Below are 12,584 nucleotides of genomic sequence, written 5' to 3' on the forward strand. Positions count from 1 at the left end.
TCAATGATGGAGGGGCCGCATCTGCCCCGCGCGTGGTGCAGGGTGGCGAAGGAAGGACAGTTCAGTCGAAGAAGGCCGCATCCTCTTCCCTGAGATACTTCCTGGCCGCTTCGGCGTCGATATCGAGGCCAAGTCCCGGCGCTTCCAGCAGGTCCACCATGCTGTCCGTCACGATCTGCGGCGGCAGGCCGATTACGAGGTCCTCCCACCAGGGGTCGGAAGCGCTCGGATACTCGAAGGCGATGTAGTTGGCGGGCAAGGTGGCGCAGACATTGATCAGCGCGCCGAGGCCGAGCAGGCCGTTCGCGGTACCGTGCGGCGCCATCAGGATCGAGTGCATATAGGCGTGCTCGGCGACCCATTTGAGCTCCGCAATGCCGCCGACATCGGCCGGATCGGGGCCGATGACACGCACCGCCTGCGTCTCGATCAGTTCCTTGAAATTGTGCCGCAGGTAGATCTGCTCGCCAGTATGGATTGGCGTCGAGGTGGAGGTCGTCAGCTCCCGATAGGCCTGCGGATTGACCCACGGCACGTAGTCGCCAGTCAGCATGTCCTCGAGCCACATCAGATTGTACTTCTCGACCGCGCGAGCGAACTTGATCGCATCGGGCAGCATCCAGCCCGGACCGCAGTCGAGCGCCAGACTGACCTTGTCGCCCAGCACTTCCTTCATCGCGATCACGCAGTTGAGCATGTGATTGAAACCGCGCTCGCTGATCACTCCCTGATCCATGGCGCCGTGGTAGCCGGCCTTCTTCTGCGTCACGCCGTAATGGAAGCCCTCGACGGTGTCCTTCATGTTGGAGTGGAACGAGATTCCTTGCTTGATCATGAAGAAGTTCTGCGGCTGCTCCATCATCCATTTGACGTCGGCGGCGTAGTCCTCCGGCCGGTCGCCGGCGCGCTTCTGACGGATCGAGCCGTTGTAGACACGCACCTTGTCGCGCACCTTGCCGCCGAGCAGCTTGTAGACCGGAACGCCGGCCGCCTTGCCGGCGATGTCCCACAAGGCATGCTCGATGGCGGAGACGGCGGCGCCATAGGGCTTGAACGAGCCGCGCTGGCGGATCTTCAGCATCACGCGCTCGACATCGGTCGGGTCCTCGCCGATCAGCGCCTCGCGGAAATGCAGCACAAAGGGCTTGAGGTAGGTCTTGGTGAACTCGACTTCGCCAAGGCCATAGAGGCTCTCGTCGGTCACGATGCGGACGATCGGGTGCTTGCCGATAACAGCACAGCGCAGGTCGGTGATCTTCATGGCGCAGTCCTATTTCACAGACGAGAAAGCTGTCGGCGTGAGCAGCTGGCTGCTTATATTGGCAATGATCTGCCCGTCGCGCTCGGACTCGTCCCGGGCCCTGTGCCATGCCGGATCGGTGACGAAAGTCGCCCATTTCGCCTCACGCTCGGCCAGCGATTCCCAGGCGAGGAAATAGGTGAGGCGATTGCTGCTTTCGCCGATCGCCGTGGTGAAAAAGCCCGGCTTGGCGGATGCCATGCCTCTCCCAGATGGCCAGCGTTTGGTCGGAAAAGCGCTTGAGCAAAGCCGGCAGCCTACCCGGCAGGCAGTCATAGATACGCAGTTCGTAGATCATGGTTTCGTCCGTTTCTTTCTTCGCCTCTCCCTTGGGAGAGGTCGACACGAATGGTCGGTAGTTGGCCCTGCGAGCCTGGGGGAATGAGGGAAGGGGTCTGGGCTAACTCCAGGTCCGGTCCCAGCTATATTCATTGTTCCAATGCTCGGTGGATTGCCATATCCCCGTGACACCCGGTTGCAGGTGCAGCGAGATTACCTCGTCGACCACGTCGTCAATCCCCAGGCCCGGCTTGTCCAGAACAGTGATGAAGCCGTCCCTCACGAGCGGCTTGGGCAGGCCGGTGACGATATCGTCCCACCAGTTGACATCGGCGGAGTGGTATTCGAGCGCCATGAAGTTTTCGGTCGCGGTGGCGACATGTGCGGCGGCCATTGCGGCGATCGGGCTTTCTGCCATGTGGATCGCCATGGCGACGCCGTGGTCCTGCGCCATGTCGCCGATCTTCTTGGTCTCGAGGATGCCTCCGCTGGTGAGCAGGTCCGGGTGGACAATGGAGAGGCCGCCACTCTTGAGCAGAGGCTCGAAGCCCTCCTTAAGGTAGATGTCCTCTCCGGTGCAGATCGGCACGGTGGTGGCGGCCTGCAGCTGCCGGTACTGCTCGGTGTACTGCCACGGGATCACGTCCTCGAGCCAAGCAGGAACGTATTTCTCGATGCGGCGCGACAGGCGTATGCCGTCCTGCAGCGAGATGTGCCCGACATGGTCGATGGCCAGCGGGATCTCGTATCCGATGACCTCGCGAACCTCGTGAATGTACTGCTCGAGCAGGTCGATCCCCTTTTCGGTGAAATGCAGGCCGTTGAACGGGTGCTGCACGTTCTGCGCATCGTAGGCGAGATTGCGGGCCTTGCGCTCCTCGAGCGTGCCGCCACGGGCGCGCGGATTGGCGTGAAACCCTTCGAGCGCGCCGGCGGGTGCGACCACAGCACCCGGGACATGGGCGATCTGCATCAAGCCCAGGTCCATCTTGAGGAAGGTGAAACCGCGCTTCATGCGCTCCTTGAGGCGCTTTCCGGTTTCGGTGCCGCTCGGCTTTTCCGCATCGGTATCGCAATAGACGCGCACCTTCTCCCGAAACCGGCCGCCGAGCATCTGGTAGATAGGGACGCCGTAGGCTTTGCCGGCGAGATCCCACAATGCGATTTCGACCGCCGAGACGCCGCCGCCTTGCCGGCCGTGCCCGCCGAACTGCTTGATGCGGCGAAACAGGCGATCGATGTCGCAAGGGTTCTCGCCAAGCAACCGGCTCTTCAGCATCAGCGCATAGGTGGCGCTGGCGCCGTCGCGCACCTCGCCAAGCCCGACGATCCCTTGGTTGGTGTAGATCTTGAGCAGCGCTGAGGTGAACGGCGCGCCGACGATTTCGGCTACCCGCATGTCGGTGATGCGAAGGTCGGACGGCTTGGAGTTCGTGTTCACCCGATTGAGGGTCTCGCCGGCTCCACTCGTTCTTGGCATGACTTATCCTCGTTCTAGTCGGCGGGGGTATTCCCGCACGCGAGCCGACATAGAGCGCGTTGCTAGCTCAGCTCAATCTCATGGGCCTGAAGGTAGTCGTGGTTCATCTCGACACCGAGACCGGGTTTCGACGTCAGCTTGAGGCTGCCGTTCGAAACATCGAGCGGTCTGTCGATGAGATGATCGTATTTGCCCAGGTTCCACTCCGACGTTTCGAGTTTGTAGAAGTTGGGAACGGTCATCATCACCTGCGCTCCCGCAACCACGTTGATTGGACCCGCGGCGTCATGCGGCGAGACCGGGACGTAGTAGGCTTCGCATAGGGCGGAAATCTTCTTGAGCTCGGTAATGCCGCCGGTCCAGGTGACGTCCGGCATGATGTAGTCGGCGAGCTTGTTCTCGAGTACCGGCACGAAATCCCACTTCGTGTGGCCGCGCTCGCCCCACGAGATAGCGGCGCTGACCTTCTCACGCACCTGCTTGAGGGCGTTAAGGCTCTCGGGCGGGCACGGCTCCTCGAACCAGTCGATCTGGCCGGCTTCCTCGAGGCTTCGACAGAGGCGAATGGCGGTCGGAACGTCGAAGCGGCCGTGCGCATCGATGAGAATGTCGACATCAGGGCCCGCCGTTTCGCGGATCAGAGCCGTGAGCTCGGCCGCTTCGCGCTCGTCCTTGCGGGTCATGCTGCCATCGAGGTAGCCGTCCCGCCGTTCGCGCGACAGGCCATCGGCGATGCGGCCCTGGTGGGGGAAAGGATCGAACTTGAGCGCAGTGTGTCCGGACTGGACGATGTCCTGAATTTCCCGGACCACAGCTTCCTTGCTGGTGAATTTGGCCTGGTTGGGGTGGGTGTAGAGGGCGATCTCATCGCGCACTGATCCGCCCAGCAACTCGTAGATCGGCTTGCCGAGGACTTTGCCGCGGATGTCCCAGAGAGCTATGTCGATGGCGCTCACGCATTCGACGGCGGCGCCGCGGCTGCCCATGTAGGTGAAGCTGCGGAAGATCTTGTGCCAGAGATATTCGATACGCGCGGGATCCTCACCTGTCATGGCGGCACCGATCTGCCGCAGGATCGTGCAGAGAGCGCGGTTGGCCAGCTTTGTTGTGGTGGTGATTTCTCCCCAGCCGCTCACCCCCTCGTCGGTCGTCACTTCGACGAACAGGTACTCTCCCCAGTAAGAAGCAGCGGACTTGATCAGCCACGGCCGTATGCTCGTGATTTCATCTCAACTACCTTTGTCTGAATGGCCGGGCTGAAGATGTTCCGGACCGGGTGTTCTATCCGGCCCGTGCGGCGTTGCGGGCCCGCATATGTTCGAGGATGTGCCGGCCGGAGCCCTCGACATGGCGGGCAACGAGTTCGGCCGCCTTGTCGGCATCTCCCGCCTTTACGAGCGCGATGAGCTCGCGGTGCTCGCGAATGATCGCGGCACGTCGCGCGAGGGTGAAATCGAAACGCCGGCTCACGGCTCGCAGCACTTCCCGATGCTTCCACCAAAGCTCGGCGGCATGGCGGTTGTAGTGCCGCTGGTACATCACGGTGTGGAAGGCGGTATCCAGCTCACTATGCCTGAATGTGTCGGCAAAGTTGTTCTCTTCGATCAGGCCCTGGATACGTTCGAGTTCGGCGATGTCCTCGCCGGTGGCCATGTTCACAAACCAGCGCGTCAGGGCCGGCTCGATGAGAACGCCGATCTCGTAGATATCGCGGACAAATTCCTGATCTATAGGCCGGACGCGCGCGCCCCGGTTGGGGGCAAAGATGACAAAGCCCTCGCCGCGCAACAGCTGCAGGGCCTCGCGCACGGGGTTGGTCGAGGTGCCGTGGCGCCGGGCGAGATCGGTGACCACAAGGCGTTCGTTGGCGGCGAGCCGCCCCTCAATGATGTCTTCCCTGATCAGTTCGTAAAGCGAGGCGCCTTCGCTGGAAGCCCCTATGGGGTCAATTCCCGCAGGTGGTTTGGCTTTAAAATCGGTTGGTTCGGCCAAGGCCCCGCTCCCTGGATTAATACACACTCTATCCGATTATCATGCAAAGTTTCGGTAAACAATGTACGATCCAACGCGTTGACAGACAATTCACGATCTGAAAACGTACAATATGGCCGATGGGATACACGAAGCAGATGCCCCGCGGCCGAACGAGCAAGGACCGCTTGCCTCGGAGCGAAGCGGCGTGGGAGAGAACCTGGAGGATACCTATGACGAGGATTACACTCGGCGGTGCCGTCCTGCGCGGCGCTGTCTCCACTGCTTTAGTGGCATCGTTGATGTCGGCACCGGCGCTGGGCGCGCCGCCGGTCGACTTGAGCAAGTGGTCGCCGGAATATGTGCGCTCGATTGCGGGCACGCAGGATTTTGACACGGCGGGCGATTGCGCCAAGGTCACCCCGCTCGACTACAAGGGGCGACTGACTTTCTGGTACCAGGGCGTATTCGAGGGCGACCCCGACCTCCTGCGCCAATACTACAAGGATTTCTTCGCAACCTTCCGCAAGACATATCCGAACATCCAGCTCGAGGAACAGGCCCTCACCTACAACGACCTCCTCGACAAGTTCCGCACGGCGCTCCTAGGCAATGCAGCGCCGATGGCGGTCCGCCTGCAAATCCTGGGTGGTACCGAGTTCGCCTCGAAGGGCTATCTGCAGCCGCTCAAGCCCGAGGATGTGGGGTATTCGACCGAGGATTTCTGGCCCGGCGCCCTGAAGGCCGTTACCTGGGACGGCGTGACCTACGGCATTCCAACCAATAACGAGACGATGGCTTTCATCTGGAACGCCGACATCTTCAAGCGTGCGGGCCTCGATCCGGACAAGCCTCCGGCAACCTGGGACGACGTCGTGAAGTATTCCAAGCAAATCCACGACAAGCTCGGCATTGCCGGTTATGGCCTCGTAGCTCGCAAGAACGCCGGCAATACGCCCTATCGCTTCATGCCGCAGCTGTGGGCCTATGGCGGCGGGGTCTTCGACGAAGCCACGGCGAACCCGACCTATAAGCAGATCGAGCTCGACAGCCCGCAGAGCAAGGCCGCGCTGCAGGCCTCCTACGACATGTATGTTCGGGACAAATCGGTTCCGGTTTCGGCACTCACGAACCAGCAGGCCGATAACCAGCCGCTGTTCCTGGCCGGCCAGCTCGGCATGATGATCTCGCACCCGTCCGACTACAACGTCATGCTCGACCTGCAGAAGAAGGCGACGGGCACCGACAAGGACAAGGCGCAGACGGTCATCGACAACATGCGCTACGGGCTCATTCCGACCGGCCCCGACGGCAAGCGGGCGGTGGTGTTCGGTGGCTCGAACATTCACATCCTGAAGCCCGAATATGTGGAGGGCGGCAAGGTAGACGAGCCGGCGGCAAAGGCCATCATCTGCATGTGGACGAGTCCCGAATGGTCGCTGAAGATGGCCTATGCCGGATCGAACCCGGGCAACCTTAACGGCTTCAAGACCAAATGGATGAAGGAGCGTCTGGACAACATAAAGTTCCTCGATGTCACGACTTCGATGCTGCCATACGGCATCCCGTTCCCAGCCCTGCCGCAGTCTCCCGAGATCATGAACATCATCGTCCCAGACATGCTGCAGAATGCCCTAACCGGAGCGATGACCGTCGACCAGGCAGCGGACGATGCCGCCAAGAAAGTAAAAGACCTGATGGGCGGCGGACTCTAGCCGAAGCCTGACCTGCGATCCGACCGGCTGCGCCGCGAGCGTGGCCGGTTCGCTCCGAAAAACAAGGCACGCCAAAGTGACGATCGCGACCGGCCAGAAAGAGGCTAGGCGAGAATTGCAACCCGGTAGCTCGCGCCTGCTGCGCAATATCTGGGAGCATCGCGCTGACTACGCGTACGTCCTCCCGGCGATCGTCGTGATGCTGATCGTCATTGCCTATCCAATCTACTACACGATCGAGCTGTCGTTCTTCAATACGCCGCCTGGCCTGCAGCTCCGGGACAAGAATTTCATCGGTCTCGATAACTACACGGCCATTCTCACCAGCGAGGTGTTCTGGAAGGTCACCTGGAACACTCTTATCTGGACGCTGGGATCCACTTTCATCTCCTTTGTCCTGGGCTTTGCCACCGCGCTGGCGCTCCATCGCGACTTTATCGGCCGTGGTGTCCTGCGCGCTATCCTGATCATTCCCTGGGTCATCAGCGCGGTCGCCGCCTCCTATATCTGGAAGTGGATCTACCATTCGGATTTTGGGATCATCGGCGCGGTGCTGGTCGAACTCGGATTGGCCGACCGACCGCCGAACTTCATCGACAGCGTCGGCACGGTGCTGCCCTCCCTGATCGTCGTCAATATCTGGCGTGAGTTTCCGTTCGCCATGATCATGATGATGGCCGGCCTGCAGACAGTCCCCGACCAGTTGCTGCGCGCCGCAAAAGTCGACGGAGCCAATGCATGGCAGCGCTTCTGGCACGTAACTTTCCCGCACTTGAGAAATGTCTCGACGGTGACGATCCTGCTGCTGGCAGTGGCCAACTTCAATTCCTTCATCATCCCCTGGATCATGACCGGCGGCGGCCCGTCGAACGCATCGCATATCTGGATCACCCACATTTATGAGCTTGCCTTCGGCCGCCAGCGCTGGGGCGTGGCATCGGCCTATTCGGTGCTTCTGTTCCTCATCCTGATGACGCTCGGCTACTTCTACGTCCGTGCGCTCGGCGGCAACGAGAGGAAGGATGGGAGCGCATGAGCACGATTGCCGAGACAGCCCCTCGGGACCAGACCAGTCGCCGCATGCGCGTCGACGGATGGCGGTGGGGCGGGCGCGTCTTCCTGGTGTTCATGCTGCTTTACACCGCGTTGCCGATGATCTGGATGCTGCTCACCTCGATCAAGTCCGGCTTCGCGGCGATGCAATTCCCGCCGCAATGGTGGCCCGATCAGCCTACCCTTGCCAGTTACCAGAAGCTGCTCGATCCGCAGAACAGCGTCGGCCAGGACTTCCTCCGCTTCTTCTGGAACAGCCTTTTCGTTTCCACCGCCACGACGGTCCTTTCGGTGATCGTGGCGGTCCCCGCGGCCTACGCTTTTTCGCGCTTCACCTTCCCGGGCCGGAACTTCCTGTTCTTCGCCGTATTGCTGCGCAACATGTTCCCGGCGGTGATCTTTCTCGTGCCGCTCTTCATCCTGATGCGCGCGATCGGGCTGGTTAACACGCATGGGTCGCTTGTGCTCACCTACCTCACTTTTGGACTGCCGCTGGCGATCTGGCTGCTCAAGGGCTTCTACGACAACATCCCGATCCAGCTCGAGCAGGCGGCGCGCATCGACGGAGCGACGCGGTTTCAGGCCTTCATCTTGATCGTGATGCCGCTCTCTGCGCCGGGAATCATCGCCACCGCCATCTATTCCTTCATCGGCGCGTGGAACGAGTACATCTACGCCTACACCTTCCTCTCCAAGAACGAGCAGTTGACCCTGCCGGTCGGCATCCAGCGCTTCTTCTCGGAAAATACCACGGACTTTCCAGGCCTGATGGCGGCCAGCTTTATGATGAGCGTGCCCGTCGTGGTCCTCTTCCTCGTCCTGCAACGATACTTCGTACGCGCCCTTACAGAAGGCGCGGTCAAGCACTAGGGAGTTGCCGATGGCCCACGTGGTCCTCAAAGATCTCGTCAAGACCTACGGCGGTTTCAAAGCCGTCAACGAGGTTTCACTGACGGTCAATGACGGCGAGTTCGTTGCGCTCGTCGGCCCTTCGGGGTGCGGCAAGACAACCACGCTCAATCTCGTCGCGGGCCTGACCTCAGTCACATCGGGCGACATATTCATAGGCGACCGGGTGGTCAACGACCTCGACCCCAAGGACCGGGACATCGCAATGGTGTTCCAGAACTACGCGCTCTATCCGCAAAAGTCGGTCTATATGAACCTCGCCTTCCCGCTGCAGATGCGCAAGCTGCCCAAGAACGAGATCGACAAGAAGGTCAGGGAAGCGGCGCGAGTGCTCGACATGACCCAGCTGCTCGAGCGCAAGCCGCGCGAACTTTCGGGCGGTCAACAGCAGCGCGTGGCCCTCGGCCGCGCCCTCGTTCGAGATCCGGCGGTGTTCCTGATGGACGAACCGCTCTCCAATCTCGACGCAAAGCTGCGCGTGCAGATGCGATCCGAAATCAAGCGGTTCCATCAGGATTTGAAGGCAACGATCATCTATGTGACGCACGACCAGCTCGAGGCCGTGACCATGGCGGACAGGATGGCCGTGATGAACGGCGGCTTCCTGCAGCAATACGATTCGCCGGCGCAAGTTTTCGCCCATCCGGTAAACATGTTCGTCGCGAGCTTCGTCGGCAGCCCGGCGATGAGTCTTATTCCGCTGGAGGCATCGACGGCAAACGGCGACACCGTTCTGACGAGCGCGGAAGGCTGGAGCCTCGCGCTGTCGCAACCCAACGCGCGCAAGGTGCAGGGGGCGACCACCAGGAAGGTCGTCCTCGGTGCGCGACATTCGACGATCAAGCTGCACAAGAGCGCGGTGCCCGGCTCCATTCCGGCCAAGGCCTATACGGTGGAACCGACCGGAGACGTCACCTTTGTGCAGGCGTTCCTCTTCGGCGCCATCGTCAACATCAGCGTGTCTCCCAACATCGCCGTCACACCCGACGAGCAGATCTGGCTCGAGTTCGACCAGGAGCGCATGCACCTGTTCGACGGCGAAACTGAAATGGCCCTCAGGGCCAACTGACGCCGGCGGACGCGTGTGGAACGTGGCTTGAATGATAACGAAGCTTAAGATCACCGCGATAAAGCCCTATCCGGTGTGGGTGGGAATTCGCAATCAGATGCTCGTCAAGGTCGAGACCGACCAAGGCATCTTCGGCTGGGGCGAGAGCGGCTTGAGCGGTCGCGAGAAGGCCGTGGCCGGCGCGATCGAGCACTATCGCGAGTTTCTCATCGGCCGCGACCCGATGCAGATAGGCCGGATCTGGCAAGAAGTTTATCGCAGCCAGTACTTCGAAGGCGGGCGCGTTCTGCAGGCGGCGATCTCCGCCATCGACATTGCCCTTCACGACATCAAGGGCAAGGCGCTGGGGGTGCCGGTCTACGAGCTGCTGGGCGGCAAACAGCGCGCCCGCATCCCCACCTTCGCCTCGACCGGAGACGAGGCCGAGGGCGATGTTGCCATCGAACGAGCCCGCGAACTGCGCGCACAGGGATGGCAGGCGATCCGCTTCTTCCCCGTCGGGCAAAGCAGCAGGGACATCTTCGAGCCGCGCGAGTCGATAGGCGTTACCGCGGGTATGCTGAACAAGGCGCGCGAGGCGCTTGGCGACGACGTCGTCCTCGGCATCGACTATCACCATCGGCTGTCGGTGGCCGAGGCGGCGAGCTTTTGCAACAAGCTCGACCGCGGCGTGCTTGATTTCCTAGAGGAGCCCATTCGGGACGAGACACCGGAGGCCTACGAATCCCTGCGTACGATGACCGACATCCCGTTCGCCATCGGCGAGGAATTCGCCAGCAAGTGGCAGTTCCTGCCCTACATCGAGCGCGGCATCCATCAGTTCAACCGGCTTGACGTCTGCAATGTCGGCGGGCTCACCGAGGCGATGAAGGTCGCTGGCTGGAGCGAGGCGCATTATGTGGACCTGATGCCGCACAATCCCCTTGGTCCGGTGTGCACGGCCGCGACCATGCATCTCGCCGCGGCGGTGCCGAACTTCGCGTGGCTCGAGACCAGGGCGCCCGAAATGAAGCTGGGCTTCGACAATTCCGAGTTCTTCCCGGTACAACCCCGGCTCGACGGCGCCGACTATCCGGTCAGCGACCTGCCGGGACTGGGCGTCGAGATCAACGAGGCGGCGATCCAGGCGCAGAGTTTCCGCTTCTGGGAAGCGCCTCACCTCAAGCGCCGCGATGGTTCTGTTACGAACTGGTAGTTCAATTTCAGGAGTCCACAATGACGCACACTCCCGACATCACCCGGCCGCCCAGAGACCTGATCGACGCGCTAAGGGAGATCGGCGCCGCGACGGTTGCCGGCACCCTTGGCCACATGGGTTTCCGCAATCCGCACATGGTCGGTCCGGTGGCGCAGAACCACGGGAAGTCGATCGTCGGGCCGGCGCTGACGCTGCAGTTCCTGCCGCAGCGGCCGGACCTCTTCACCGAGGGAGAATATGCCGATCCGGAAACGCAACTGCACCGGCACGTGCTCTATCACGCGCGGGAGGGCGACGTGGTCGTGGTCGACGCGCGCGGCGACATGAGCTCGGGCGTCTTCGGCGATATGATGTCGACGTATTTCGAGGGCAGAGGCGGCGCGGGCATCGTCATCGATGGCTGCATGCGCGACAGGCCCAATGTCGAGAAGCTCGATCTGCCGCTATGGCTGCGCGGCTGGACGCCCAACTATCATGTTCAGACCAGCATCTATCCAAACGCCGTCAACGTTCCGATTGCCTGCGGCGGTGTCACGGTGATCCCCGGCGACATCATCGTCGCCGACGATGACGGGGTGGTGGTGGTTCCAGTCGCAATGGCCCCGAAGGTAATCGAAGAAGCGAAAAAGCATCACGATTGGGAAGAGTTCTCGCGAGAGAAGCTCATGCAGGGCGCGCCGTTACAACGCTACTATCCGCTGCATGACGATGCCCGCGGGGAATACGAGGAGTGGCGCAAAGCAAACCGCTAACCCAAGTTAGCGGATTGATTACCTTGCAGCGGGCGGCAGCTCTTCTGGCGGTATCGCCGGGAGTCGGATTTTCGCCGTCGAACGTCCGCTTTCCGGTCTGGCAGTCGGGATCAGGCGCAGAGCTGCCGGTCAACGCCTGCAACCCGACCAGGTATTTACGCTTTGTACCTGGAGCGGCGCGGCTTCAACCAGAACCGGAGACCCGCTCCAAGACCTCCACTTCCTGCTCTGGACTAGCCGTGCCGGATTTCCGTGCCGAGCACCTTCAGGCATTCCCGGATGAAGGCTGCAAGAGCGGTCCAGCCTTTGGCCGAAACCATTGTGCCGTCGACATATGCCTCAGTTGGCGACAGGTCGATGTAGGTGCCGCCGGCGAGCGTCACTTCCGGCTCGCAGGCCGCCAGCGCACCGACCTTTTTTCCGCGGACGACGCCGTCGACCGCGATCAGGATCTGCACGCCGTGGCAGATCGTGAAGATCGGCTTCCGGGTTTCGTGGAAATGGCGCACCATCGCCTGAACGCGCTTGTCGGTGCGGATGTACTCCGGTCCGCGCCCGCCGGCGCAATAGACGGCGTCGTACTGATCGAGCTGCTTCTCCGCGTCGGAGAACGTCTTATTGATCAACGCGTAATGACCGAGCTTCTCGGTGTAGGTCTGGTCGCCCTCGAAGTCGTGGAGCGAGGTCTTGATCAGGTCGCCGGCATTCTTGTCGGGGCAAACGACGTGGACGGTGTGGCCGACTGCCTCCATCGCCTGTTGGTATACGAAGATCTCGTATTCCTCGGTGAACTCACCGGTCAGCATCAGTATCTTCTTGGCTGGCATGACTTATCCTTTCGATTTTGGAGATGCCAAG

The 12,584-nt window shown here is 61.4% G+C and carries 11 protein-coding genes and 1 pseudogene; 6 read left to right on the forward strand and 6 right to left on the reverse strand.

The window, feature by feature from the left end; all coding sequences use genetic code 11:
• Positions 1–61 precede the first annotated feature (61 nt).
• From DH10_RS28390 to DH10_RS28410, 5 genes and pseudogenes are all read right to left on the reverse strand, one after another.
• Entirely contained in the window at positions 62–1,261 is a 1,200-nt protein-coding gene (locus tag DH10_RS28390; protein WP_192250615.1) for a mandelate racemase/muconate lactonizing enzyme family protein, read from the reverse strand.
• A 9-nt stretch (positions 1,262–1,270) separates the two neighbouring features.
• A pseudogene (locus DH10_RS28395) lies at positions 1,271–1,598 on the reverse strand (NIPSNAP family protein).
• Positions 1,599–1,700: 102 nt separating this feature from the next.
• Positions 1,701–3,059, reverse strand: a complete 1,359-nt coding sequence (locus tag DH10_RS28400) for a mandelate racemase/muconate lactonizing enzyme family protein (protein WP_192385590.1) — start codon at positions 3,057–3,059, stop codon at positions 1,701–1,703.
• Positions 3,060–3,121: 62 nt separating this feature from the next.
• Complete coding sequence (locus DH10_RS28405; protein WP_485020603.1) at positions 3,122–4,282, reverse strand: mandelate racemase/muconate lactonizing enzyme family protein; 1,161 nt, start codon at positions 4,280–4,282, stop codon at positions 3,122–3,124.
• A 58-nt stretch (positions 4,283–4,340) separates the two neighbouring features.
• On the reverse strand, positions 4,341–5,051 hold the full coding sequence (locus tag DH10_RS28410; RefSeq protein ID WP_192250626.1) for a GntR family transcriptional regulator: 711 nt from the start codon (positions 5,049–5,051) through the stop codon (positions 4,341–4,343).
• Positions 5,052–5,263: 212 nt separating this feature from the next.
• Between DH10_RS28410 and DH10_RS28415 the strand changes: the two genes are divergently transcribed.
• The 6 genes from DH10_RS28415 to DH10_RS28440 all read left to right on the forward strand — a co-directional run bounded on the left by DH10_RS28415 (position 5,264) and on the right by DH10_RS28440 (position 11,726).
• Positions 5,264–6,745, forward strand: a complete 1,482-nt coding sequence (locus tag DH10_RS28415; protein ID WP_192250629.1) for an ABC transporter substrate-binding protein — start codon at positions 5,264–5,266, stop codon at positions 6,743–6,745.
• Positions 6,746–6,821: 76 nt separating this feature from the next.
• Positions 6,822–7,781 carry a carbohydrate ABC transporter permease gene (locus DH10_RS28420; RefSeq protein WP_192250632.1) on the forward strand — a complete coding sequence of 320 codons (960 nt, stop codon included), beginning with the start codon at positions 6,822–6,824 and terminating at the stop codon, positions 7,779–7,781.
• A complete protein-coding gene (locus tag DH10_RS28425; RefSeq protein ID WP_192250636.1) occupies positions 7,778–8,668 on the forward strand; it encodes a carbohydrate ABC transporter permease in 891 nt (296 codons plus the stop codon). The genes DH10_RS28420 and DH10_RS28425 overlap by 4 nt, the downstream gene beginning before the upstream one ends.
• A gap of 10 nt (positions 8,669–8,678) precedes the next feature.
• Entirely contained in the window at positions 8,679–9,776 is a 1,098-nt protein-coding gene (locus DH10_RS28430; RefSeq protein ID WP_192250639.1) for an ABC transporter ATP-binding protein, read from the forward strand.
• Between the two features lie 31 nt (positions 9,777–9,807).
• Positions 9,808–10,971, forward strand: coding sequence for a mandelate racemase/muconate lactonizing enzyme family protein (locus tag DH10_RS28435; protein ID WP_192250642.1), 1,164 nt, complete (start codon positions 9,808–9,810; stop codon positions 10,969–10,971).
• 20 nt (positions 10,972–10,991) lie between these two features.
• Positions 10,992–11,726: a ribonuclease activity regulator RraA gene (locus DH10_RS28440; protein WP_192385591.1), complete on the forward strand. Its 735-nt coding sequence runs from the start codon at positions 10,992–10,994 to the stop codon at positions 11,724–11,726.
• A gap of 233 nt (positions 11,727–11,959) precedes the next feature.
• Here the strand turns inward: DH10_RS28440 and DH10_RS28445 are convergent, their stop codons facing one another.
• Positions 11,960–12,553: a DJ-1/PfpI family protein gene (locus tag DH10_RS28445; RefSeq protein WP_192250647.1), complete on the reverse strand. Its 594-nt coding sequence runs from the start codon at positions 12,551–12,553 to the stop codon at positions 11,960–11,962.
• Between the last annotated feature and the right edge of the window lie 31 nt (positions 12,554–12,584).

This window comes from Mesorhizobium silamurunense (assembly GCF_014843825.1).
Taxonomy (GTDB): Bacteria; Pseudomonadota; Alphaproteobacteria; order Rhizobiales; family Rhizobiaceae; genus Mesorhizobium; species Mesorhizobium silamurunense.

Excerpts from the sequence above, each read along its gene's own strand:
- DH10_RS28390 (WP_192250615.1), bottom strand. The coding sequence starts at position 1,261 with ATGAAGATCACCGACCTGCGCTGTGCTGTTATCGGCAAGCACCCGATC.
- DH10_RS28400 (WP_192385590.1), bottom strand. The coding sequence starts at position 3,059 with ATGCCAAGAACGAGTGGAGCCGGCGAGACCCTCAATCGGGTGAACACG.
- DH10_RS28415 (WP_192250629.1), top strand. The coding sequence starts at position 5,264 with ATGACGAGGATTACACTCGGCGGTGCCGTCCTGCGCGGCGCTGTCTCC.
- DH10_RS28425 (WP_192250636.1), top strand. The coding sequence starts at position 7,778 with ATGAGCACGATTGCCGAGACAGCCCCTCGGGACCAGACCAGTCGCCGC.
- DH10_RS28430 (WP_192250639.1), top strand. The coding sequence starts at position 8,679 with ATGGCCCACGTGGTCCTCAAAGATCTCGTCAAGACCTACGGCGGTTTC.
- DH10_RS28435 (WP_192250642.1), top strand. The coding sequence starts at position 9,808 with ATGATAACGAAGCTTAAGATCACCGCGATAAAGCCCTATCCGGTGTGG.
- DH10_RS28440 (WP_192385591.1), top strand. The coding sequence starts at position 10,992 with ATGACGCACACTCCCGACATCACCCGGCCGCCCAGAGACCTGATCGAC.
- DH10_RS28445 (WP_192250647.1), bottom strand. The coding sequence starts at position 12,553 with ATGCCAGCCAAGAAGATACTGATGCTGACCGGTGAGTTCACCGAGGAA.